The organism is Kitasatospora sp. NPDC089797 (assembly GCF_040684795.1).
Lineage (GTDB): Bacteria > Actinomycetota > Actinomycetes > Streptomycetales > Streptomycetaceae > Kitasatospora.
Genome location: NZ_JBFBGS010000020.1, coordinates 124066 through 148067 on the forward strand (window position 1 = coordinate 124066; position 24002 = coordinate 148067).

The following is a 24002-nucleotide window of genomic DNA, read 5'->3' on the forward strand; positions in this document are numbered from 1 at the left end:
CCGGACGGGTCAGGCCAGGCCCAGTTCGTCGCCCGGGCGCGGGGCGAAGAAGCGGGCGACCTCGGCCTCCGTCACCCCGGCGAGCGTACCCGGCGACCACCGCGGGGTGCGGTCCTTGTCGATCACCTGGGCGCGGATGCCCTCGGCCAGGTCGGGGCCGTCCAGTGCGGCGCACGAGATCCGGTACTCCTGGTCGAGCACGGCCTCCAGGGAGGGCAGGGTCCGGGCCCGGCGGAGGGCGGCCAGGGTGACCTTGACGGCGGTGGGGGAGTTCCCGAGGATCAGCTCGGCGGACTCCTTCGCCTCCGGCGCACCGGAGTCGAGCAGCCGGTCGACGATCTCCTCGACGGTGTCGGCCGCGTAGCAGGCGTCGATCCAGCCGCGTCGTCCGCTGAGCTCCGACGGCGGCGCGGGCGCGGCGTGGGCGGCGACGGTCGCCGCCGGGGCGTCGCTGCGGGCGAGGGCGTCGAGCAGCTCAGGAATGCGGTCGGACGGAACGAAGTGGTCCGCGAAGCCGCACGCCAGCGCGTCACCGGGGCCCATCGAGGCGGAGGTGAGCCCGTAGTGGAGGCCCGACCCGCCCGGGGCGAGGGCGAGGAGGCGGCTGCCGCCGACGTCCGGGGTGAGCCCGATCCGGGTCTCCGGCATCGCGATCACGGTGCGCTCGGTGACGATCCGCAGGGCCGCGTGGGCCGACAGGCCGATGCCGCCGCCCATGGTGATGCCGTCCATCACCGCGACGAACGGCTTCGGGTAGCGGGAGATCAGCGCGTTCACCCGGTACTCGTCCCGGAAGAAGGCGCGGGTGCCGGTTCCGCCGGTCGTGACGTCGGCGTGCATCGCGCGCAGGTCCGCGCCCGCGCACAGGCCCCGCTCGCCGGCCCCGGTCAGGACGACGGTGCGCACCCGGTCGTCGGTGGCCCAGTCGTCCAGGGTGGTGCGGATGGTGGTGATCATGCCGTGGGTCAGCGAGTTGAGCGCACGCGGGCGGTTCAGCACGATCCGCCCGAGGCCGTCGCCGCGGCCGCCGTCGCTGCCGCCGTCGCCCGGGAACGTCCGGACCTCCGCCACCTCTGCGTGCATCGGAACCGCTCCCGTCCCCTCGGTGGACCCGTCTTCCGTGGTCCACGGTACCGGGGCGGGTGGGGCGTGGTGATCACGAGTCCGGGGCGGCTGACGGCCGACGGCTGACAGATAACGGATAACGGCTGACAGATGTCATCAGATGAAATCTGTCAGCCGTCAGCCGCAGCTCGCGGGCGGGTCAGCCCCGCACCCGCCCGGTGACCTCGCCGAACCCGATCACCGCGCCGTCCGGCCCCGGGGCCGTCGCCGTGATGACCACCTCGTCGCCGTCCTCCAGGAAGGTCCGGGTCGTCCCGTCCGGCAGCTTGAGCGGCTCCTCGCCGTTCCAGGTCAGCTCGATCAGCGCGCCGCGGGTGTCCGCCTCCGGCCCGCTGACCGTGCCCGAGGCGAACAGGTCGCCGGTGCGCAGCGACGCGCCGTTGACGGTCATGTGGGTCAGCTGCTGCTGCGCCGTCCAGTACATGGTGGCGAACGGCGGGCGCGAGACCAGGTGCCCGTTCAGCCGGACCTCCATCGCCAGGTCCAGCCCCCACGGCTCGCCGCCGCGGTCGTCCAGGTAGGGCAGCGGCTCGACGTCGCGCTCCGGCGGGGCGACCCGGGCGTGCTGCAGGGCGTCCAGCGGCACGATCCACGGCGAGACCGAGGTCGCGAAGGACTTGCCCAGGAAGGGCCCGAGCGGTACGTACTCCCAGGCCTGGATGTCGCGCGCCGACCAGTCGTTGAGCAGGCAGACGCCGAACACGTGCTCGCGGAAGTCGTCCAGCACGACCGGTCGGCCCAGCTCGGACGGCGTGCCGACGACGAAGCCGACCTCGGCCTCGATGTCCAGCCGGCGGGTCGGCCCGAAGCCCGGTGCGGCGTCGGCGGGCGCCTTGCGCTGCCCGTGCGGACGCACCACCGGCGTGCCGGAGACGACCACCGTGCCGGCCCGTCCGTGGTAACCGATCGGCAGGTGCTTCCAGTTGGGGGTGAGCGGCTCCGAGCCCGGGCGGAAGATCCGGCCCAGGTTGGTGGCGTGGTGCTCGGAGGCGTAGAAGTCGACGTAGTCCGCGACCTCGAACGGCAGGTGCAGCTCGACCTCGTCGGCCGGCAGCAGGGCCGGCGACAGCGCCTCGCGGAACGACGCGTCGGTCAGCCAGCGGATGAGGTCCGAGCGCACCCGGGTCCAGACCGGACGCCCGGCCGCCATCAGCGGGTTGAGCGAGTCCGCGTCGAGCAGCTCGGACGGCGCCCCGGCCGCGCGGGCGGCGGCCCCGGCGTCCAGCACGAAGTCCCCGACGCGCACGCCGATCCGGCGCCGCCCGGGCCGGTCGGCCGCGGTGAAGACGCCGTACGGCAGGTTGTGCACGCCGAACGGCGAGTCCTGGGCGCTGACGAGCCAGCTGCGGGGGCTGCTGGGGGTGGTGCTCAACGGTCCTCCTGGACGAGTGGACTGGGCGACAGCAGGCCGAGCGCGGCCAGGTCGTCCAGGGGTTCGGCGATGCTGCAGGTGCCGAACGCGGTGAACGAGTTGCGGATCACCGTAACCTGGTGCCCGCTCAGCGCGTGGACGGCCTTGGCCAGCACCTCGCCGTCGCGCTCGGCCAACACCGCTGCTGCTGCGGCGGGTTCGGTCTCCTGGGCGGCCAACAGCACGTTCAGGAAGCCGTGGTGCTCGAAGCCGGTCACCGGATCGGTGTGCCGGACGGCGTTGTGCAGTCCGGCGGTGCACTTGTACGGAAGGCCGCGCCGGGCGCAGCCGGTGAGGAAGGCGGCCAGCTCGTCCTCGCCCGGGAACGCCTCCGCGACGACGCCGCCGGTGCGGAACTTCGCCCGGTAGGCGCTGTCGACCAGGGCGTCCAGGAACGCGTCCAGCCCGTCCCCGCGCAGGAGTTCGCGCGGCAGCTCGACGGCGGCCGGCACGTCCGGCGGCAGCAGCCGGTCCAGCTCGGCCACGGCCTCCTGGACGTCCCGGGTGGCGAGCTCGACGCCCGCGACCTCGAAGGGCGCGGCGGCGGTGAGCGCCGGCCCGAGCTCGGCGCTGCCCCCCGGCAGCACCAGCCCGACCCTGAGCGGCCCGGTGCCCGCCACCGCCGCGGCCAGCTCGCCCAACCGGCCCGCCCCGCACAGGAACGGGCCGACCGCGTCGGCGTACCAGGCCGTGCGGTGGACGCGGTGTGCGGGCACCGCCTCGGCGACCGGCAGGTTCCCCGGGGGGAACACCGCCGCGTCGTCGAAGAGCCCGCGGAACAGGTCCGGGATCGAGGGGGCGTCGGCACTCATCGCCCGGGCCCCCGGCCCGCCCAGGTCCAGGCGTAGCCGTCGTCCTCGCTCGCCCGGCCGCCCTCGCCGAGCTCCAGCGGGCGGAAGGTGTCCACCATGACCGCCAGCTCGTCGAAGAACTCCACGCCGATGCTGCGCTCGTACGCGCCCGGCTGCGGCCCGTGGGTGTGCCCGCCGGGGTGCAGCGAGATCGAGCCCTGGGCGATGCCGGAGCCCTTGCGGGCCGCGTAGTCGCCGCCGCAGTAGAACATCACCTCGTCGCTGTCCACGTTGGCGTGGTAGTACGGCACCGGGATCGACAGCGGGTGGTAATCCACCTTGCGGGGAACGAAGTTGCAGATCACGAAGTTTTTGCCCTCGAACACCTGGTGGGCCGGCGGCGGCTGGTGGATCCGCCCGGTGATCGGCTCGAAGTCCCGGATGTTGAAGGCGTAGGGGTACAGGCAGCCGTCCCAGCCGACCACGTCGAAGGGGTGGTGCGGCACGGTGTAGCGGGTGCCCGAAACCCCGTTCGGGCCACGGTGCTTGACCAGCACGTCGACGTCCCCGGCGGTGTCGACCACCAGCGGCCCGACCGGCCCGCGGAAGTCCCGCTCGCAGTACGGCGCGTGCTCCAGCAGCTGCCCGTACTTGGACAGGTAGCGCTTGACCGGGGTGATGTGGCTGTTCGCCTCGATGCAGTACGCGCGCAGCGGTTCGTCGCCGGACGGCACCCAGCGGTGGGTGGTGGCGCGCGGGATGATCACGTAGTCGCCCTGGCCGACCTCGATCGAGCCGAAGACCGTCTCGACCGTGCCCGCGCCGGACTCCACGTACACGCACTCGTCGCCGAGCCCGTTGCGGTACAGCTCGCTCGGGGCCCCGGCGGCGACGTACGAGATCCGCACGTCGCCGTTGCCGAGGACCAGGCGCCGGCTGCCCACGACGTCCGCGGACTTCCACTCCTGGTCCGCGAACAGCCCGTGCAGCTTGAGGTGGCGGGGGAGCAGGGGATGGTTGGGCACCGTGGACTGGTCGGGCAGCTCCCACGGCACCGCGTCGACCACCGCCGAGGGGATGCCCCGGTGGTAGAGCAGCGACGAGTCGGAGGAGAACCCCTCCTCGCCCATCAACTCCTCGTAGTACAGCCCGCCTTCGGGTGTGCGGTGCTGGGTGTGCCGCTTGGGCGGGATGCTGCCCAGCTGCCGGTAGTACGCCATCTCCGTGCTCCTCCTCGACCGTCCGTCAGGGTGTCCCGCTGCTCACCGGATCACGGTGCCCACCGGAACCTGACGCTCACAGGATCCCGGCTCTCCCGGGATTCCCGAAGCCTGCGGGGTCCCGGCGTCCCCGGGACCCCTGGAGCTCACAGGTTGCCGCGACGGTCCTGCTCGCGCTCGATGGACTCGAACAGCGCCTTGAAGTTGCCCTTGCCGAAGCCCAGCGAACCGTGCCGCTCGATGAACTCGTAGAAGACGGTCGGGCGGTCGCCGATCGGCTTGGTGAAGATCTGCAGCAGGTAGCCGTCCTCGTCGCGGTCGACCAGGATGCCGCGGCTCTTCAGCTCCTCGATCGGCACCCGGACCTTGCCGATCCGCTCGCGCAGCTCCGGGTCGTCGTAGTACGCGTCCGGGGTGTTGAGGAACTCCACGCCGCGCGCACGCAGCACGTCCACGGTGGTGAGGATGTCGTTGGTGGCGAGCGCCATGTGCTGGCAGCCGGGGCCGGTGTAGAACTCCAGGTACTCGTCGATCTGCGACTTCTTCTTGGCGACGGCCGGCTCGTTGAGCGGGAACTTCACCCGGTGGTTGCCGCTGGCGACGACCTTGGACATCAGCGCGGAGTACTCGGTGGCGATGTCGTCGCCGACGAACTCGGCCATGTTCACGAAGCCCATGACCCGGTTGTAGAACTGGACCCACTCGTCCATCCGGCCCAGCTCGACGTTGCCCACGGCGTGGTCCAGGGCCTGGAACAGGCGCTTGGGGGAGCCCTCCGGGTGGGTGACGCCGCTCTTCGCGACGACGTAGCCGGGCAGGTAGGGGCCGTTGTAGCGGGAGCGGTCGATCAGGGTGTGGCGGGTCTCGCCGTAGGTGGCGATGGCGGCGCGGCGCACGGTGCCGTTCTCGTCCGAGACGTCGTTCGGCTCCTCCAGCACGGTGGCGCCGCTGGCGCGGGCGTGCTCGATGCACTTGTCGACGTCCGGGACCTCGAGGGCGAGGTCGACCACGCCGTCGCCGTGGCGGCGGTGGTGGTCCAGCAGCGCGCTGTCCGGCTGCACGCCGCCCTTGATCACGAAGCGGCAGGAGCCGGAGCGCAGCACGTAGGCCTTGCGGTCGCGGCGGCCGGTCTCCGGGCCGGAGTAGGCGACCAGCTCCATGCCGAAGACGACCTGGTAGAAGTGGGCCGTCTGGGTGGCGTTGCCGACCACGAAGACGACCGCGTCCTGCGCGGTGACCGGGAACGGGTCGGAGGCCTGGTCGTGCTCGACGAGGCCGACGAGGCGGCGCAGCTGGTCGGCGTCGAGGCCGGCCTCGCGCTCCTCGGGGGTCAGCTCAAGGGCGTGGGACTGCGGGGTCATCGCTCGTTCCTCCACTCATCGCCTCGGCGTTGAGGCTTCGGGGGGTTTCCGGGGGCCTGCGGGGCCTCGCGGGTGCTCGCGAGGGTGACGGCCTCCGGCCGGATCGCGTGGATCACGGCCGCACCGCGGACAGGTGGGTGGTGCGGTTGCGCAGAGCTTGCTCCTGTCGTGAGGGTTGGGCAACAGGTCGATTTTTCACTGCTCAATGTGTACAAGCTGATCAGGAAATCCCGGCTCCGGCTGCGCAAAATGTGCTGCCTTCGCGCGGTGCTCGCCCGAAATCTGCACAACCCGCCGCTAGCGGTCGTCGGCCGCCGCCGGAAGGTGCCGCAGGAACCAGTTCCCGGCCAGCTCAGCGGCCTGGTCGAGGGTGCCGGGCTCCTCGAACAGGTGGCTCGCGGACGGGACCACCGCCAGCTCGCCCCGGCCGCCCAGTTCGGCCCGGGCCCGCCGGTTGAGGTCGAGCACGACGGTGTCCAGCGCGCCGACCACGAGCAGGGTGGGCGCGACGACCCGGCCCAGCACCTCCGGCCCGGCGAGGTCCGGGCGTCCGCCCCGGGAGACCACGGCACGCACCACCGGGCCGAGTTCGGCGGCCGTGCGGAGCGCGGCGGCCGCGCCGGTGCTGGCCCCGAACAGGCCGAGCGGCAGCCCGCGCGCCTCCTCGGTGCGGCCCAGCTCCCGGACGGCGGCGGTCAGCCGCGAGCCCAGCAGGGCGACGTCGAAGACCGCGCGCCGGTCCGGCTCCTCGGCCTCGGTGAGCAGGTCGAACAGCAGGGTGCCGAGCCCCGCCCGGTTCAGCAGCCGGGCGACGTGCCGGTTGCGCGGGCTGTGCCGGCTGCTCCCGCTGCCGTGGGCGAACACCACCACCCCGCGGGCCCCGGCCGGGACGGTCAGCCGGCCGGTGGACCGGACCCCGGGCAGGGGCAGCAGGAGCTCCCGGTCGGTCCCGGCGGGCTCCGGCGGGCACTCGCCCCGGGCCTCGGCCAGCAGCCGCAGCACCTCCTCGTCGCCGGTCTGCGAGAAGTCGGCGTAGAACTCGCCGATCGCGAAGAACGGCGACGGCGTGTCGACGCAGACCAGCTCGTGGGCGACTCCGGACAGCCGGTCCGTCCAGTCCCGGGGCGCCACCGGCACGGCCAGCACCACCCGGGCCGCGCCGCGCGCCCGAACGATCCGGCAGGCGGCCCGGGCGGTGGAGCCGGTGGCGATGCCGTCGTCCACCACGACCACCGTGCGCCCGCGCAGGTCGGCCGCGGGCTGGTCGCCCCGGTAGCGGCGGGCCCGGCGCTCCAGTTCGGCGCGCTCGCGCCGCTCCACCTCCGCCAGCTGCCCGTCACCCACGCCCGCGAGCCGGATCACCTCGTCGTTCAGCACCCGAACGCCGTCCTCGCCGACGGCTCCCATCCCCAGCTCCGGCTGGTACGGCACGCCGAGCTTGCGGATCACGCAGATGTCCAGCGGCGCACCGAGCGCCGCCGCCACCTCGGCCGCCACCGGCACCCCGCCGCGCGGCAGGGCGACCACGACGGTGCCGGGGCCGGCGAGGTGGCCCAGCCGGACGGCCAGCCGGCGGCCGGCGTCGGTGCGGTCGGTGAAGTGGGCTCCGGTGACGTGCATTTCGCGGCCTCCGGCTTCCACCGTACGCCGGTCGCGGGGGCCCGGGGGCGGGGGGCCCAGGACGGGGCTACTCGCCGGCCGCCCCGGCCGCCCCGGCCGCCCCGGCCGGGTGAACCGGGGGTGCCGGCCCGCCGGCCGGCACCCCCGGGGTCCTGCTCGTCGTGCCGGTCCCTACGGCTGCATCTCGTACGAGCCCGAGAGCGCCTCGACCCGGGCCCAGACCTTCGCGGCGCGCTCCGCGTCCGCCACCGGGCGGCGCACGTTGGCCAGCGCCCAGGCAGCCTGCTCCTCGGTCGCGGAGGCCTTGCCGTGCAGCTCGGTCGCGTGCGCCGAGAAGTCGCGGACCAGCGCGTCGAAGACCTGGTCCAGGACCTCTGCGTCCAGGCCGGTGAGCTCGGCCTGCTCCAGCACCAGCTGGCCGTAGACGATCAGCGCGAACAGCTGGCCGATCTCCAGCAGGAAGTCCAGGTCCGCCTGCTGCTCCTTGCTCGGCGCGTGCTTGAGCAGCAGGTCGCAGAAGCCGTCGGCCTGTTCGCGGAAGCGGGCGACGTTCGGCAGCTGCGCGTGCCGGTCGTAGGCGGTGCGCCAGTCGTGGAAGCGGATGGCGCCGAGGCCGCGGGCGGGGCCCTGGTGGAACAGGAAGGCGTCGTCGGCGGCGTCCAGCCTGGTCGGCACCGGCGCGTAATCGGCGGGCGCGAACAGGTAGTTGCCCATGAACTTGAGGATCAGAGCCAGGTTGACGTGGACGGTGCCCTCCAGCTTCGGCAGGCCGCGGATGTCCTTGGCGGCCTTGTCGAAGTAGGTGTCCGCCTCGAAGCCCTTGGCCGCGATGACGTCCCACATCAGGTCGATGACCTTCTCGCCCTCGGTGGTGACCTTCATCTTGGTCATCGGGTTGAAGAGCAGGTAGCGGCGGTCCTCGGCGGAGGCGGTGCGGAAGTAGTCCACGGCCCGCGCGCTGAACAGCTTCATCGCCACCAGGCGGGCGTAGGCGTCGGTCAACTCCCTTCGCACGTGCGGGAAGTCGGTGACCTTGCGGCCGTACAGCACCCGGTTGTGGGCGTGCGTGACGGCCTCGTACATCGCGTGCTCGCAGATGCCGACCGAGGCGGTGCACAGGTTGAACTTGCCGACGTTGACGGTGTTCAGCGCGGCGTCGAAGGCGGCCTGCCCGGTGTGCAGCACGTCCTCGGCCCGCACCGGGTAGTCCTCCAGGCGGAACTCGCTGACGTACATCTGGGCGTTCACCACGTTCTTGACCAGGTGGTACGCCTCGTGGCGGCTGTCGGCGGCGAAGAAGACGTAGCCCTCGGGGCCCTCGACGTCGGAGCGGCGGCCGAAGACCGAGACCAGGCCGGCCACGTTGCCGTTGCCGATGTAGTACTTGGGGCCGGTCGCGGTGAAGCCGCCCTCGCCGTCCGGGGTGAGGATCATGTCGGTGGAGTAGATGTCGGCGCCGTGGGTGCGCTCGGACAGGCCGAAGGCCATCACGTGGCCCTCGGCGAGGAGCTTGGCGGCGCGGGCCCGGATCGCCTCGTTCTCGCTCTGCCAGACCGGGCCGAGGCCCAGGATGGTGACCTGCCAGGTGTACCAGTAGCCGAGGCCGTAGAAGCCGAGGATCTCGTTCAGCTCGGCGATCCGCGCGGTGTCCCAGCGCTTGTCGGGGTCGGCCGAGGACGGGGTCAGGAACTCGGCGAACAGGCCTTCCCGCGCGGCGAATTCGAGGAAGTCGCCGTACCAGGAGCGGTCGATGTAGGTGTCGATGAGCGCCTTCTTGCCGCGGGACTCGAACCAGTCGACGGTCGCGCGCAGCAGCCGGCGGGTCGGCTCGTCGAACTGCGCGGGGTCGTAGGTGCGCGGGTTGAAGAGCATCAGGGGCTCCCTGGGAGTCGAGGGGGTGAGGGCTCGGCGTGGCGGTGGAGAACAGGGTTCGGCGAACAGAGGCCCGCGAACAGAGTTCAGCGAACGGATTTCAGCGAACAGAGTTCAGCCGACAGATGTCAGATGATGAAAGCTGTCGGCTGACATCTGTCGGCCGGTCCCTCCGCAGTCATCTGTTCCCTGTTCCCCGGCCGCCGTCCGCGAGCCGGTGCAGGGTGGCGAGCACGTCGTCCAGCCAGGCGAGGGTCATCCGCTCGAACTCGATCCCGCCGCGGAGCACCACGTGCTGGAGCTCCTGCCGGGTGTCCAGGGCGGCGAGGTCGGGGAAGTCCCGCTGTTCGCCGTGCAGGTAGCGGGTGAGCAGGGCGGCGTGGCTCTCGCGGTGCCGTTCGACCTCGGAGATCAGCGCGGCCGGGTCGTCGAAGGCGGCGGCCCGGATCTTGACCGCGAGCTCGTGCCGCACGGTCTCCGGCTCGACCGGTTCGCGCAGCCACGCGGCCAGGGCGGCCCGTCCGGGGTCGGCGGCCGAGTACACCTTCTTGTCCGGTCGGCCGTCCTGGGCGACCTCCTCGGCGGCGACCCAGCCGTCCGCCTCCATCCGCCGCAGCACCCGGTAGATCTGCTGGTGAGTGGCGGTCCAGAAGCGTCCGATGGAGCGGTCGAAGCGCCGGGCCAGTTCGTACCCGGAGCCCGGTTGCTCCAGCAGCGAGACGAGGATCGCGTGCTCCAGTGCCATGCCCGCATCCTGCTATGCAACAAGTTGCATAGGCAATGGGCCCTCGGAGTGTTGAGACACAGGTCACCGGCGTGATCCGATGGTTATCGGTCATTCTGGACGATCAGGTGCAAAACCATGGAGAAGCGCCAGAATGGTTACGGGGCAAGCCCCTTCCATGGTCCGAACCACAGGAGGTGGTATCGGTGGCAACACATGTGCCGACCGGCATGGAGCACCACCCGGACATCGTCGAACTCCGGGAGCACTACGAGCGGGTCACCTCGACCCCCCGCGCCCAGGGCATCGAAGCCCTGGCCATCCTGACCGGCCTCTTCCTGGCGGCATCGCCGTGGATCGTCGGTTTCACCGCGTTCAGCACCCTGACCGTGACCTGCCTGATCGTGGGGCTGGCCTACACGGCGCTGATGGCCGGCTACGGCACGGCCTACGAGCGCACCCACGCGCGGGCCTGGGCCGCCGCCGCGCTCGGTGTCTGGACGATCATCTCCCCGTGGGCCGTCTCCGGGTCCGTCGCACAGGGCAAGAACATCGTCACCTGCATCATCGTCGGTGCCGTGATGTTCCTGCTCGGACTCGCGGCGATCTCGATGGCCACGATCACGGCGAACGGAGCAGCGATGCGGCTCGGCCGGGCCGGCCGAGCCAAGGGCTGATCCTTCCCGCAGCCCGCGTCCGGGGCACGGAGGGCGCACGTCGCCCGCCGCGCCCCGGCGCACGCCCGGGCCGGCCCTGAGGGCCGGTACTCGGAGCCCGGCACCCCGGAGGCCCGGAGTGCCGGAGGCCCGCAGTGCCGGGGACGAGAGGGCTACGGGTGCGTCATCCGCAGCACGTCCAGCGCCCGGTCCAACTGCTCCTCGGTGAGCGCGCCCCGCTCGACGTACCCGCGCTCCAGCACCACCTGGCGGATGGTCTTCCGCTCGGCCAGCGCCTGCTTGGCGACCTTCGCCGCCTCCTCGTACCCGATGTACCGGTTCAGCGGCGTCACCACCGAGGGCGAGGACTCCGCGTACTCGCGGGCCCGTTCGACGTTCGCGGTGATGCCGTCGACGGTCCGGTCCGCCAGCAGCCGGGCGCTGTTGGCGAGCAGCCGCACCGACTCCAGCACATTGCGGGCGATCACCGGGAGCATCACGTTCAGCTCGAAGTTGCCGCTCGCGCCGGCCAGCGTGACCGTGGCGTCGTTGCCGACCACCTGGGCGGCGACCATCAGTACCACCTCGGGCAGCACCGGGTTCACCTTGCCCGGCATGATGGACGAACCGGGTTGCAGGTCCGGCAGGTTGATCTCGCCCAGGCCGGTGCGCGGGCCCGAGCCCATCCACCGCAGATCGTTCGCGATCTTCGTGAACCCGACCGCCACCGTGCGCAGTTGACCGCTGAGCTCGACCAGCGCGTCCCGTGCGCCCTGCGCCTCGAAGTGGTCGCGCGCCTCGGTCAGCGGAAGTCCGGTGGCCCGGGCCACCTCCTCGATGACGGCCGCCGGGAACCCCGGTGGGGTGTTGATGCCGGTGCCCACCGCCGTTCCGCCGAGCGGCAGTTCGGCCACCCGGGGGAGCGTGGCCAGCAGTCGCTCCCGGCCGTGCCGCACCTGGGCCGCGTAGCCGCCGAACTCCTGGCCGAGGGTGACGGGCGTGGCGTCCATCAGGTGCGTGCGGCCCGACTTGACCACCTGGGCGAACGCGATCGACTTGCGCTCCAGCGCCTCCGCCAGGTGCTCCAGCGCCGGGATGAGGTCGTGGGTGACGGCGGCGGTGGCGGCGATGTGGATCGAGGACGGGAACACGTCGTTGGACGACTGGCTCGCGTTCACCTGGTCGTTCGGGTGGACCGGCCGCCCCAGCCGCTCGCCGGCCAGGGTGGCGATCACCTCGTTGGCGTTCATGTTGGACGAGGTGCCCGAGCCGGTCTGGAACACGTCCACCGGGAACTCGCCGTCCCAGCGGCCCTCCGCGACCTCCTCGGCCGCCGCCGCGATCGCCCCGGCCGTCTCCTCGTCCAGCACCCCGAGGCGGGCGTTCACCCGCGCCGCGGCCGCCTTGATCCGGGCCAGCGCGGCGATGTGCGCGCGCTCCAGCCGCTGGCCGGACACCGGGAAGTTCTCCACCGCCCGTTGCGTCTGCGCCTGCCACTTCGCTGCGGCCGGCACCCGCACCTCGCCCATCGAGTCGTGCTCGATCCGGTACTCCTGCGGCTTCTCCCGCTCGTCACCCATCACGCGCTGCACCTCCTGTACGGGCCCGTCCGGCCCGGTCACGGGTCTTCCGATCACCACAGCCTCGCGCGGGCCCCGGGTATTTCCGTCGGGGCGGGGCCGGTGTCTCCCGCCGCCGTTACGTGGTCGGGCGGACCGGGCGGACCGGGTGGACCGAGGCGGCCGGGCGAGTCGGCCGGGACAGCTCCCAGCGGACCAGGGCCCCCGCCTCGGGCCCGAGCCGGGCCGCCACCGTGCCGTCCGGCGCCCACACCCCGGAGCGCCCCGAGGTCTCCGGGAACTCGCCGCTGGCCCCGGCGCTGGTGGACAGCACGCCCCACACCCCGTGCGCGGTGGTCCGTTCCCGCAGGTGGGCGTCCAGCCGCTCGGCCTGCGCGGCGCCCGGGCCGTACAGGGTCGAGGCGACGTAGGCGTCGATGCCGAGCGCGGCGGTCTGCTCGGCGTGCGTCGGGTCGGCGGCGTCGGCGCAGACCGCCAGACCGAGCCGCAGGCCGTCCAGCTCCAGGACGACGGGCTCCCCGCCCGGGGTGAAGCGGTCGTGCTCGGCGCCGTGCAGGCGCATCTTCCGGTAGATCACGGTGGCGCCTCCGCCGGTGACCGCGAGGGTGGCGATGGACTCGCGCCCGTCGGCCTCGGCGACCGGCGCGCCGACCAGGGCCAGGGCACCGGTGGCGGCGCAGGCCTCGACCAACGGCGCCAGCCGGGGGTCCGCCGGGTCGACGGCGGGGGCGGCCAGGTCGTAGCCGGTCAGCGACAGCTCGGGGAACACCACCAGGCGGGTGCCCGCCGCGCGGACGGCCTCGGCGTGCCGACCGACGTTGACGGCCAGGGTGTCCGGTCGGCCCGCGGCGGCACAGACGGGCTGGGCGACGGCAACCGGGACGAGCGGGGTGGACGAGGGCACGGCCGGGCCTCCGGGCAGGTGGGGGCGGTGGATCAAGATCAACCTATGGGTCGGCCGAGCCGCCGGGCAACAGTTCGAGCGGTCCGGGCAGGCCGGTCGGTCCGAGTAGTCCGAGTAGTCCGAGCAGCCCGGGCAGGTCGGTCGGGCCGAGTGGAGGACGATGCTGGACGGTGCTCGGTCATTCGCGCCATGATCACTCGAACGAGTGAGATCCCGGCCGGAACGCTTCAAACGGTCGTACGGCACTTCGTACGCTCCTGACCGGGTCGGGCGGAGCACCGACCGCCCCGGAGCGCCGCGACCGGCCCGGGGAACCGACGCAGGGGGCGGACCGGATGACCACCACACACCACGACGACGACGTGAACGGCCCAGCGGCCGACCGGGAGAGCGGCCGGGAGAACAGCCGGGAGCGCGGCGGCCTGACCAGACGGCAGTTGCTGGGCGCCTCGGCGGCCCTCGGCGGGGCGGCCTGGCTGCTGCGCGGCACCGTCGGACCGGACAGCGCCGAGGCGGCCACGCCCGCGCCGCCCGGACTGCCCGCCGGCACCGAGCTCTACCAGCGGGTCTTCCAGAACTGGTCCGGCGAGATCCGCACCGACCAGCTCTGGACCTGTGCGCCGCGCACCCCCGAGGAGGTCCCGGCCCTCGCCGACTGGGCGCACGCCAACGGCTGGCGGCTGCGCGCGACCGGCAACCGGCACACCTGGGCGCCGCTCACCGTCGCCGACGGGACGCCGGGGAGCGCCCGGGTCCTGCTGGTGGACACCGGCCGGTACCTCACCGCGATCACCGCGGACTCGCCCTCCACCGTCCGGGTGCAGACCGGCGCCGGGATGGAGGCGCTGCTCACCCACCTGAGCGGCCGGGGCCTCGGTCTGACGGCCTGCCCGGCGCCGGGCGACCTCACCGTCGGCGGCGTGCTCGCGATCGGCGGCCACGGCACGGCCGCCCCCGCCGCCGGCGAAGTGCGTCCGGACGGGCACGGCTACGGCTCGGTCAGCAACCAGGTGGTCCGGCTCACCGCCGTCGTGCTCGACCCGGCCACCGGCCGCTACACGCTGCGCAGCTTCGACCGTGCGGAGGCCGACAGCGCCGCCTTCCTGGTGCACCTGGGCCGGGCCTTCCTCACCGAGGTCGTCCTGCGGGTGGGCGCCGACCGTCCGCTGCGCTGCGTCAGCCGGCTGGACATCCCGGCGAGCGACCTGTTCGCCCGTCCCGGTACCGCCACCGGTGGCGGCGGACTGCTCGGGGGCCTGCTGGGCGGCGGTGGTGGCCCGCGCACCCTCGCCGACTTCGTCGAGCGGGACGGCCGGGTCGAGGCGATCTGGTTCGCCTACACCGAGTACCCGTGGCTCAAGACCTGGACCGTCACCCCCACCAAGCCGCTCGCCTCCCGGGCCGTCGACCAGCCCTACAACTACCCCTTCTCGGACAACATCCCGGAACCGGTCGCCCAACTGGCCGGCCGGATCATCTCCGGGGCCTGGGGATCGGCTCCACTGTTCGGGCAACTCCAGTACCTGATAGCCAGGTTGGCGCTGACCGGCGACCTCACCGACGTCCTGCTCGACGGCGGACTGCTGCGCGATCTGCTCACCGGGGACCTGATCACCCACCTGCTCGCCGGCGGCCTGCGCTCGGACCTCTGGGGGCCCTCGCGCGCCCTGCTGCAGTACGTCCGGCCCACCACCCTGCGGGTCACCGCCAACGGCTACGCGATCCTCACCAAGCGCGCCGACCTTCAGTGGGTGGTCAGCGAATTCGCCGCCTACTACCGGAAGTTGCTCACCGACTACCAGGCCCGGGGCGAGTTCCCGGTGAACGGTGCGGTGGAGATCCGGGTCACCGGGCTGGACGACCCGACCTCCTCCGGGGTCCCCGGCGCCCGGCCCCCGCTGCTGTCCGCGCTGCGGCCGCGGGCGGACCGGCCGGAGTGGGACACCGCGGTCTGGCTCGACGTCCTCGCCTTCCCCGGCACGCCCGGACTGGAGCGCTTCGCCCGGGACTTGGAGCAGTGGCTGCTGCGCACCTTCGACGGCACCCGGGCCGGCCTGCGGGTCGAGTGGTCCAAGGGGTGGGCCTACACCGCCGACGCGGCGTGGTCCGACCAGGACCTGATCGGCCGGGTCATCCCCGACAGCCTGCGGGCCGGGGGCGGGCCGGGCTGGGACGAGGCGGTCGCCGTCCTGGACCGGTACGACCCGCACCGGGTCTTCGGGAACCCGTTCCTGGACGGGCTGCTGAAGTAGCTCCGCCGAGCGGGGCCGGGGCGAACCGGGGGCCGGGCCGGGCGAACAGGTGACAGACGACGGATGACAGATAACAGACGACAGATGACGGCTGACAGATTTTGACATCTGTCAGCCGTCATTCTCTTCCCGCCGCCCGAGGGCCTGCCCGGCGGTGCGGGTGCGTCAGATGTGCTCCATCACGAGCAGTGCGAGGGTGTCGGGGGCGAGGGCGCGGAACACGTGCGGGGCGTCGCCCGGGTAGCTGATGTAGTCGCCCGGGGCCAGCTCCACCGGGGCCTCGGTCGGTCCGACCAGGGCCCGGCCCGCGCCGATCACGACGTGCTCGACGGTGCCGGGCATGTGCGGGTCGGAGGTCCTGGCCTCGCCCGGCTGGGCCTCGATCCGGTAGATGTCGCGCCGGGCGTTCGGCGGGCAGGAGGCGAGCACGGTGGCCGCGTAGTCGGCCTGCTCGGAGTGGGTCACCGGTCCCTCGCCGGCCCGGAGCACCTTGACGGTCGGGCGCGGCGGGTCGACCAGCCGACTGAAGGGCACGTTCAACGCGACCCCGAGGGCCCAGAGCGTTTCCACGCTGGGGTTGCCCGCGCCGGACTCCAGCTGCGAGAGCGTCGATTTGGCGATGCCGGCGCGACGGGCCAGCTCGGTCATCGACAGTCCGCTGCGCTCACGTTCGCGCCGCAGGGACGCGGCGATCTGGCCGATCAACTCCGCGCCGGTGCCGTTCGCCCCCTGGGTCCTGGTGGTCCCGTCACTCATGCTCGCCACTCACGCTTCCTCCAGGCTCCTTCGGTCGGGGCTCCCGCCGGTGGTGCCGTTCATGCTGTCACGGCCGCCACGGCCGCCCCCGGTGGAGGGCGGGCGCCGGGTGGATGGCGTTCGCCCTGCCGGTCCTTCTGTTCGCCTTGACGAACACAGGGTATCGGGTTCACTCTGATGAACATGCGTTCGCTACTCCGAACACTCGAACAGGCGACCCTTCGCGACATCGCCCTGGTCTGCCTCGCCGACGCGCTCGTCGGCGCCTCCTTCGGCGCGATCAGCGTGTCCGGCGGTCTGCCGCTCTGGGTGCCGACGGCACTCTCCGTCCTGGTCTTCGCGGGCGGCTCGCAGTTCGCGGCCGTCGGCGTGGTGCTGTCCGGTGGCGGCGCGCTCGCGGCCGTCGCCACCGGGCTGGTGCTCAACGCCCGACTGCTGCCGTTCGGGTTCGCCGTCGCCGACGTGCTCCAAGGCCCTTGGTGGCAGCGGCTGTTCGGGGCGCAGATGCTCACCGACGAGAGCGCGGCCTTCGCGTTGCAGCAGCACGAGCCGCGGCGCCGCCGGGCGGCGTTCTGGATCTGCGGGGTCTCGCTGTTCGTGGTGTGGAACGTGGCGGTGCTGCTCGGCGGGCTCGCGGGCGGGCTGATCGGCGACACCGACGTGCTCGGCCTGGACGCCGCCTTCCCGGCGGTCCTGCTCGCGCTGGTTCTGCCCTCGCTCAAGGATCGCGGGACCCGTGCGGCGGCGGTGGTGGGTGCGGTGGTGGCCGTCACGGTCACGCCGTTCGTGCCGGCCGGGCTGCCCGTCCTGCTCGCCCTGGTCGGGCTGCTGTTCGCCGGCCGGCCGGGGGTCGGAGCGGCGTCGGTGTCGGGGCCGCTGCCCGGATCGGAGTCCGGGTCGGGGCCCGGGCCGGAACCGGGGGAGCGGGGGGTCGCCGTGCCGACAGCAGTGAAGGAGGACGTCCGATGATGCCGCTGTACGCCATCCTGCTGCTGGCCGCCGGGACGTATGCCTACCGGGTGGTCGGTCCCCTGCTCGGGCACCGGCTCGCACTCTCGGAGCGGCTGCGGCACCTGTTGGCCGTCGCGGCGGCGGTGCTGCTGGTCGCGCTGGTGGCGACCGGTGCGCTGACCCAGGGGCACGGCTTCGCCGGGTGGGCCCGTCCGGCGGGCGTCCTGGTCGCGGGGGTGCTCGCGTGGCGCCGTGCGCCGTTCCCGGTGGTGGTCGTGGCCGGAGCGGCGACGGCGGCGGTGCTGCGGTTGTGCGGGGTGGGGTGAGGTCGGCCGCGAACGCCGTTCAGCGAACAGCTGACAGATAACAGATGACAGATAACAGATGACAGATTTCGAACTCTGTCATCTGTCAGCTGTTCGCCGCCGCCCACCCCTGGAGGCCCGCCGGTACGCCGTGCCGGACATGTCGTCTTCCTCACGCGCTCGCGTCGGTCCGAGGCCGGGCGGCTTGCGGAATACTCGCCGATGCCCCGCCGAGACCACAAGGAGCTTCCATGTCGAAGCCGACCCGGATCGACCCGTCCGACCTGCTCGCGGTCGGTGACCTCCTCTCCGACGAGGAGCGGCTGATCCGCGACACCGTCCGCCGGTTCACCGAGGAGCGGATCCGCCCGCACATCGGCGACTGGTTCGAGCGCGGGGTCTTCCCGGCCCGCGAACTCGCCCCCGAACTCGGCGCCCTCGGCGTGCTCGGCATGCACCTCGACGGCTACGGCTGCGCGGGTGCCGGCGCGGTGGCGTACGGGGTCGCGTGCATGGAGCTGGAGGCGGCCGACTCCGGCCTGCGCAGCTTCGTGTCGGTCCAGGGCTCGCTGGCGATGCGCTCGATCCACGCGTTCGGCTCCGAGGAGCAGAAGCAGCGCTGGCTGCCCGGCATGGCGGCCGGCGAGCTGATCGGCTGCTTCGGCCTCACCGAGCCCGACTTCGGCTCGGACCCGGCGAACATGCGCACCCGGGCGGTCCGGAAGGGCGGCGCGGGCGGCGACTGGGTGCTGTCCGGCAGCAAGATGTGGATCACCAACGGCAGCATCTCCGACGTCGCCGTGGTCTGGGCGCAGACCGAGGCGGGCGTGCGCGGCTTCCTGGTCGAGCGCGGCACCCGTGGCCTGACCGCGACCGACGTGCACGGCAAGCTCTCCCTGCGGGCCTCCGTCACCAGCGAGTTGGCCTTCGACGAGGTGGTGCTGCCCGCCGATGCCGTCCTGCCCGGCGTCACCGGGCTGCGCGGGCCGCTCTCCTCCCTCAACGAGGCGCGCTACGGCATCCTCTGGGGCACCGTCGGCGCCGCCCGCGACTGCTACACCGCGGCCCTCGACTACGCGAAGAGCCGGATCCAGTTCGACCGCCCGATCGCGGGCTTCCAACTCACCCAGCAGAAGCTGGTCGAGATGATGCTGGAGGTGGAGAAGGCCTACCTGGTGGCCCTGCGGATCGGCCGGCTCAAGGAGGAGGGTGCCGCCCGCCCGCCGCACATCAGCTTCGGCAAGCTCAACAACGTCCGCACCGCGCTGGAGATCGCCCGCAGCGCCCGGACCGTCCTGGGCGCCAACGGGATCACCACCGAGTACCCGGTGCTGCGGCACGCCAACAACCTGGAGTCGGTGCTGACGTACGAGGGCACCAGCGAGATCCACACCCTGATCCTCGGCGAGACCATCACCGGCGAGTCCGCCTACCGCTGACGGGCGGTCCGGGCGCGTGGCCGGCCGACGCGGCCCGCCGGTACGGCCGGCCGGTACAGCCCACCGGAACAACCTGCCGGAGCGGTGGAAAAGTGGTGGCCGGGCCCGTCGCGGCCCGGCTACCGTACCCGCCATGACCAGCGAGTTCGTCCCGTCCATCCGCTCCGACCGGTCCGTCCCGTCCGCCCTGCCCGCTGGGCCCGCCGAGGCCGCTGGGTCCGCCCTGCCCGCTGGGCCCGCCGAGGCCGTCCGGCAGCCTCCGACCACCACCCTCTGGCGCCCCACCGGCCCGGAGGAGTTGGCCCTGGTCGAGGCCGCCGACTGGCGCGCCTGGCAGCCCCGACTGCCGGAGCAGCCGATCTTCTACCCCGTCCTGAACGAGGACTACGCGATCCGGATCGCCCGGGACTGGAACGTGCCCGCCTCCGGCGTCGGCTACGTGACCCGCTTCGAGGTCGAGACGGACTTCCTCGCCCGCTACCCCGTGCAGCAGGCGGGCGGCCGGACGATCCTCGAACTCTGGGTCCCGGCCGAGGAGTTGTCCGAGTTTAACCGGCACATCGTCGGCCGCATCGAGGTCGTGCACGAGTTCCGGCCGTAGGAGCGGCGCCCCGCCCTGCGGCCGTCCTGCCCAGCGCCGTCGCCCCGGACGTCGGCCCGCTCGCCGACCGGGGCTCCGTCGGACGGCGGGTTGACGCGCCGGCCGGTGCTCGCCGAAGGTCGACCTTCCGACACCTCCAGGACACCCGCCGTTCGACGCTCCGACGCCGACCGGTACGGCGGGCCGTGAAGCATGGCGCGGTCGGCGGCGCCCTCGGCGGGCGCGGCCGGGTGTGCACGACCGAAAGGAAGCTCCACCATGTCCGCAGCCCAGTGGCCCCGCCCCCGCGTCCTCGTGGTCGGGATCGACGGAGTCCGTCACGACTACCTCGCCCAGGTGCCGATGCCGCGCCTCCAGGAGGTCGCCGGGGCCGGATTCCTGGTGCCGGTCACCGTCGCGGACTCCACGCCCACCATGTCCGGACCGTGCTGGGCCACCATCGTGACCGGCGTGGAGCCCGCCAAGCACGGTGTCTGGGGCAACCACCTGGGCGGCAACCGGTTGGACGTCTTCCCGGACTTCGCCACCCGGCTCAACCGCAGTGACCGCCGCCGCACCTTCGTCGCGGCCGGCTGGGACCCGCTGATGATCAACGAGTCCGGCGGCCCGCTGTTCCGCGCCCCCGGCCGGCTCTCCTACATCGCCCCGGCCGAAGACACCCCGGAGGCCTGGGAGGCCGTCGACGAGGAGGTCACCCGGGAGGCCGTCCACGTCCTCGGCACGGCGGACCCCGAGGCGTCCTTCGTCTACCTCGGTGCCGTGGACGAGACCGCCCACTTCCTCGGCTGCGGCGAGGAGTACCGCGCGTCCATGCGCACCGCCGACGAGCGCCTCGGCCGACTGCTCGACGCCGTCCGCGGCCGCGCCACGTACGCCGAGGAGCAGTGGACCGTCATCGTGGTGACCGACCACGGGCACGTCGACGCCGGCGGGCACGGCGGCCGCACGGTCGAGGAGCGGACCGCCTGGGTCGCGTGCGCCGGGCACGACATCCCGGCCGGCCCGCCCACCGGCGAGATCCGCCACCCCGACGTCGCCGCCCAGGTGTACGCCTCGCTGCTGCGCCCGATCGACCCGCACTGGACCCTCGACGGCCGCCCCTTCCCCGTCGCCCGACCGGTCCCCGCAGCGGTCTGACCGGCCGGCGTCGACGGCCGTGTCTTCCCGGGCCCGCCGCCCGGCCCGTCACCCCGGCCCCGCCGGCCGCTCCGGGCCGGGGTGGTGCGGTGCTCCGGGTGCAGCAGGCCGGGCTGCGGTCGGGCTCCGGGTGGGTCACGCTCGATCGGGGCTCGGGAGCACTCGAACCCGGCCCGGCGACCCGGAGGCCGGCACGGCCGTACCTCGGGGGTCGGGCCCCCGGACATACGCCTGAAGGTGGAGACGCTACCCCGTGGGTTGGATGCAAGATCGCGACCTGGTGGTGACGCTCCGGCAGGGCGCCCCGGGCCACCATGGATACACCCGGCCGGCGGATCGTTCAGCCCGGACGGGTCACGGACGGGCCGGTGACGGCGCCGTCCGGACCGGAGACATCGGACGCACCGGACGCACCGGGCGCATCGGCAACGGACACGGAGAGGGCAGCCAGGCATGAAGGGCATCGTGAGCAAGGTCGCGCTGGGAGTCGCGGGCACCGGCATGGCCGTCGCCGTGGGCGCCGTGGTCATCGGCCCTCGGGTGTCCGAGTGGTACGACGGACGCCACCAGGAGCAGGTCTCGTACGACAGCGGCACGCAGGCCAAGGCCGACCGCCGCTCGATGCCCGCGTGGCTGCCCGACAACGCCTCCTCGGTCAAGTACCTGATGTCCACCACGGGCGACGACCGGCTGCTGCGGGCGACGCTGCCCGAGGGCCGGCTGCCCGCCGGGTGCAACATCGGAACGCCGGGCAAGGGCCCGCACCCGGTGCCGGTCTCGCTCAAGGCGGGCTGGTTCCCGGAGGGCGTCGCGGCCAAGGCCACCGGTACCTGCGGGCACTACAATGTGACACTCACCGGCAACCAGCTCTACGCGTGGCAGGACGGCGCGACGATGCAGGCGGCCCTCCGGGCCGAGCACGTCGCCAAGCACTGAGGGTGCTGACCGGGCACTGATCCCGGATCAGCCGTCCTGACCAGGGAACGAACGGCCCGCCGGGCACCGGAAGGTGCGGGCGGGCCGTCGTCGTGCGCGTGTTGAGGATCGGCCGGTGGGCGGATCCGTCCCGGTGCACCCCTGGTGTCCGCGCGGCTGCCGGGCTGCGATAGGACGGGTCGCGAACGAACACCTGTCACCGCGTCCGTGAGGAGAGCCATGCCCGGCCCGACCGTCGGTCCCACCGAGGGCACGTCGACCGCTCCCGCTTCTGACTCAGTCCCCGTCCCTGCCCCCGTGCCTGCCCCCGTTTCCGCCTCCGACCCCGCCCGCGCCCTCGCCCCCGCGCCCGTCGCTGTGTCCGCCCCCGCGCCCGTCTCCGCCCCGGCCGGCCCCGGCCGCGCCACGATCGTCGTGCTCGGCGGCCTCACCGCGCTGGGCCCGCTCACCACCGACCTCTACCTCCCCGGCCTCCCCGCGATCGCCACGGACCTGGTCGCCGAGCCGGCCGCCGTCCAGCTCACCCTGACCTTCTCGATGTTCGGGGTCGCGGCCGGGCAGTTGCTCTTCGGGCCGCTCAGCGACCGCTTCGGACGCCGTCTGCCGCTGCTCGCGGGGCTGGTCGTCTACACCCTCTCCAGCGTGGTCTGCGTGCTCGCGCCGAACCTGTCGGTGCTGATCGCGGCCCGTTTCGTCCAGGGCGTGGCGGGGTCGGCGGGCCTGGTCATCGGCCGGGCGGTCGCCCGGGACCGGTTCCAGGGCGTGGCGATGCTGCGCTTCCTCGCCTCGATCGCGCTGATATCCGGGCTGGCACCGATCCTCGCCCCGATCATCGGGGCGCAGCTGATGCGGTTCACCTCCTGGCGGGGCACCTTCGGGGCGCTCACGGCGCTCGGACTGCTGCTCACCCTGGCCGCGTTCGGGGCGCTGCGCGAGAGCCTGCCGCCGCAGGCCCGGAGCGACGGCGGGGTGGGTACGGCGCTGCGCACGATCGGCCGGCTGCTGCGGCACCGGCCGTTCCTGGGGCTCGCGCTGACCAGTTCGCTGGCCTTCGGCTCGCTGTTCGGGTACATCAGCGGGTCGTCGACGGTGCTCCAGCACGTGTACCAGGTCTCGCCGCAGACCTACAGCCTGCTGTTCGGGCTGAACTCGCTGTCCATCGTGGTGATGACCCAGCTGAACGGGCGGGTGCTGGCGCCGCGCTTCCCGGCGCGGTCGCTGATGCTGGCCGGGCTCGGGGCGGCGGTTGCGGCGGGGGTGGCGCTGGTGCTGCTGACGACGGTGTGGGACTTCGGGCTGGTCGGGTTCTGCCCGCCGCTGTTCGTGCTGATGGGAAGCCTGGGGGTGGTGTTGCCGAACACGGCGGCGCAGGCGTTGAGCCTGGTCGAGCCGCAGACGGCGGGGACGGCCTCGGCCCTGCTGGGGACGGGCAACTTCCTGTGCGGCGCGGTGGTCGCGCCGCTGAGCAGCCTCGGTGGACGGCCGTCGGCGACCCTGCTGGCGGTGGTGGTCCTGGGGTGCGGGGTGCTGGCGCTGGCGGCGTACATGACGCTGTGCCGGCCGGGGCGGCCGCGGGAGACGGCCGACCGCTGACGGACGACAGGCGACGACGAACGGATGACAGCCGACAGATGATGAAATCTGTCGGCTGTCATCTGTTCTCTGTTCTCTGTCATCTGATGGCTGGTGCCTGCGACCCGCCGCGCGTCACCCGGCTACGTGCCACCCGGTCTCGCACTCGGTCTCGCACCGGGCCGTGCCGTCGGTCTCAGGCGATCGAGAAGTCGTCCCCGTACACGCTGCCCTGCCCGTACCAGCCGTGCAGGTACACCGTGACGGTGCCGGAGGCGCCGGTGGTGAAGGGGACGGACAGCTTGGTCCAACCCGAGGAGTTGGTCCAGGTGCTGGCGGTGGCGCCGCCGTTGACGCCCAGGTAGGCGTAGTTGCCCTGCACCCAACCGCTCAGCGTGTAGCTGGTGTTGGGCTTCAGCGTCACGGTCTGCGAGCAGTCGCCGGTCTGGCTCGCGGAGGCCGCGGCCTGGAGCGCGTACGAGCCGGAGTGGACGGGCGTGGTGACGATGCCGCCGCCGCTCTGGCAGGTCCAGGGGGCCAGGTTGCCGGTCTCCAGGTCGCCGTTGACCAGGCCGGTCGACGGGGCCGTGCCGGTCACGGTCAGCGCGTAGGTCGCGGTGTGGCTGCCGGAGGGCGCGGTGGCGGTGACCGTCAGCGGGTAGGTGCCCGCCGCGGCGGCCGCCGTGGTGGCGATGTTCAGGGTGGCGCTGCCGCCGGCGGTGACGCTGCCGGGGGTGACGGTGGCGGTGACCCCGGCCGGGGCGCCGCTGACGCTGAGGTTGACGCTCT

Annotated in this window: 21 protein-coding genes; 9 read left to right on the top strand and 12 right to left on the bottom strand. The window is 73.0% G+C overall.

Annotated features, from left to right (window positions below; genetic code table 11):
* Positions 1–9: 9 nt before the first annotated feature.
* The 8 genes from AB0O91_RS18285 to AB0O91_RS18320 form a co-directional block, all read right to left on the bottom strand.
* On the bottom strand, positions 10–1083 hold the full coding sequence (locus AB0O91_RS18285; protein ID WP_363433843.1) for an enoyl-CoA hydratase/isomerase family protein: 1074 nt from the start codon (positions 1081–1083) through the stop codon (positions 10–12).
* 181 nt (positions 1084–1264) lie between these two features.
* Positions 1265–2497, bottom strand: coding sequence for a fumarylacetoacetase (gene fahA / locus AB0O91_RS18290; protein ID WP_363433846.1), 1233 nt, complete (start codon positions 2495–2497; stop codon positions 1265–1267).
* Positions 2494–3348: a hypothetical protein gene (locus AB0O91_RS18295; protein ID WP_363433849.1), complete on the bottom strand. Its 855-nt coding sequence runs from the start codon at positions 3346–3348 to the stop codon at positions 2494–2496. The genes fahA and AB0O91_RS18295 overlap by 4 nt, the downstream gene beginning before the upstream one ends.
* Positions 3345–4547, bottom strand: a complete 1203-nt coding sequence (locus AB0O91_RS18300; protein WP_363433851.1) for a cupin domain-containing protein — start codon at positions 4545–4547, stop codon at positions 3345–3347. The genes AB0O91_RS18295 and AB0O91_RS18300 overlap by 4 nt, the downstream gene beginning before the upstream one ends.
* A 146-nt stretch (positions 4548–4693) precedes the next feature.
* A complete protein-coding gene (gene hppD / locus AB0O91_RS18305) occupies positions 4694–5908 on the bottom strand; it encodes a 4-hydroxyphenylpyruvate dioxygenase (protein ID WP_363433854.1) in 1215 nt (404 codons plus the stop codon).
* 297 nt (positions 5909–6205) lie between these two features.
* Entirely contained in the window at positions 6206–7528 is a 1323-nt protein-coding gene (locus AB0O91_RS18310; RefSeq protein ID WP_363433857.1) for a phosphoribosyltransferase family protein, read from the bottom strand.
* Between the two features lie 171 nt (positions 7529–7699).
* Positions 7700–9400 (bottom strand): acyl-CoA dehydrogenase family protein, encoded by a 1701-nt coding sequence (locus tag AB0O91_RS18315; RefSeq protein ID WP_363433860.1) that lies wholly within the window; start codon positions 9398–9400, stop codon positions 7700–7702.
* Between the two features lie 178 nt (positions 9401–9578).
* The gene (locus tag AB0O91_RS18320) at positions 9579–10145 is read right to left on the bottom strand and encodes a PadR family transcriptional regulator (protein WP_363433863.1); all 567 of its coding nucleotides are present in this window, start codon (positions 10143–10145) and stop codon (positions 9579–9581) included.
* 185 nt (positions 10146–10330) lie between these two features.
* Here AB0O91_RS18320 and AB0O91_RS18325 point away from each other — a divergent pair, with 185 nt between their 5' ends.
* The gene (locus tag AB0O91_RS18325) at positions 10331–10801 is read left to right on the top strand and encodes an SPW repeat protein (protein ID WP_363433866.1); all 471 of its coding nucleotides are present in this window, start codon (positions 10331–10333) and stop codon (positions 10799–10801) included.
* 152 nt (positions 10802–10953) lie between these two features.
* Here AB0O91_RS18325 and AB0O91_RS18330 read toward each other — a convergent pair whose 3' ends face one another.
* Both AB0O91_RS18330 and AB0O91_RS18335 read right to left on the bottom strand, forming a co-directional pair.
* Positions 10954–12360 (bottom strand): class II fumarate hydratase, encoded by a 1407-nt coding sequence (locus AB0O91_RS18330; RefSeq protein WP_363433868.1) that lies wholly within the window; start codon positions 12358–12360, stop codon positions 10954–10956.
* Between the two features lie 118 nt (positions 12361–12478).
* Complete coding sequence (locus AB0O91_RS18335; RefSeq protein ID WP_363433871.1) at positions 12479–13264, bottom strand: carbon-nitrogen hydrolase family protein; 786 nt, start codon at positions 13262–13264, stop codon at positions 12479–12481.
* Positions 13265–13599: 335 nt separating this feature from the next.
* Between AB0O91_RS18335 and AB0O91_RS18340 the strand changes: the two genes are divergently transcribed.
* Complete coding sequence (locus AB0O91_RS18340) at positions 13600–15516, top strand: cholesterol oxidase substrate-binding domain-containing protein (protein WP_363433873.1); 1917 nt, start codon at positions 13600–13602, stop codon at positions 15514–15516.
* Between the two features lie 165 nt (positions 15517–15681).
* Here the strand turns inward: AB0O91_RS18340 and AB0O91_RS18345 are convergent, their stop codons facing one another.
* Positions 15682–16272 carry an XRE family transcriptional regulator gene (locus tag AB0O91_RS18345; RefSeq protein WP_363433933.1) on the bottom strand — a complete coding sequence of 197 codons (591 nt, stop codon included), beginning with the start codon at positions 16270–16272 and terminating at the stop codon, positions 15682–15684.
* Between the two features lie 183 nt (positions 16273–16455).
* Between AB0O91_RS18345 and AB0O91_RS18350 the strand changes: the two genes are divergently transcribed.
* The 7 genes from AB0O91_RS18350 to AB0O91_RS18380 all read left to right on the top strand — a co-directional run bounded on the left by AB0O91_RS18350 (position 16456) and on the right by AB0O91_RS18380 (position 23234).
* Entirely contained in the window at positions 16456–17241 is a 786-nt protein-coding gene (locus tag AB0O91_RS18350) for an AzlC family ABC transporter permease (RefSeq protein WP_363433876.1), read from the top strand.
* Positions 17238–17549 (top strand): AzlD domain-containing protein, encoded by a 312-nt coding sequence (locus tag AB0O91_RS18355; RefSeq protein ID WP_363433879.1) that lies wholly within the window; start codon positions 17238–17240, stop codon positions 17547–17549. The genes AB0O91_RS18350 and AB0O91_RS18355 overlap by 4 nt, the downstream gene beginning before the upstream one ends.
* A gap of 230 nt (positions 17550–17779) precedes the next feature.
* Positions 17780–18967: an acyl-CoA dehydrogenase family protein gene (locus AB0O91_RS18360; RefSeq protein WP_363433882.1), complete on the top strand. Its 1188-nt coding sequence runs from the start codon at positions 17780–17782 to the stop codon at positions 18965–18967.
* Positions 18968–19190: 223 nt separating this feature from the next.
* A complete protein-coding gene (locus AB0O91_RS18365) occupies positions 19191–19568 on the top strand; it encodes an ADP-ribosylation/crystallin J1 (RefSeq protein WP_363433936.1) in 378 nt (125 codons plus the stop codon).
* A gap of 258 nt (positions 19569–19826) precedes the next feature.
* Positions 19827–20705, top strand: a complete 879-nt coding sequence (locus AB0O91_RS18370) for an alkaline phosphatase family protein (RefSeq protein WP_363433885.1) — start codon at positions 19827–19829, stop codon at positions 20703–20705.
* A gap of 453 nt (positions 20706–21158) precedes the next feature.
* Positions 21159–21641 carry a hypothetical protein gene (locus tag AB0O91_RS18375; RefSeq protein ID WP_363433888.1) on the top strand — a complete coding sequence of 161 codons (483 nt, stop codon included), beginning with the start codon at positions 21159–21161 and terminating at the stop codon, positions 21639–21641.
* Positions 21642–21938: 297 nt separating this feature from the next.
* Positions 21939–23234 carry a Bcr/CflA family efflux MFS transporter gene (locus AB0O91_RS18380; RefSeq protein ID WP_363433891.1) on the top strand — a complete coding sequence of 432 codons (1296 nt, stop codon included), beginning with the start codon at positions 21939–21941 and terminating at the stop codon, positions 23232–23234.
* 175 nt (positions 23235–23409) lie between these two features.
* On the opposite strand, the gene AB0O91_RS18385 is transcribed toward AB0O91_RS18380, so the two are convergent.
* A partial coding sequence (locus AB0O91_RS18385) for a carbohydrate binding domain-containing protein (protein WP_363433894.1) occupies positions 23410–24002 on the bottom strand: 593 nt, incomplete at its 5' end.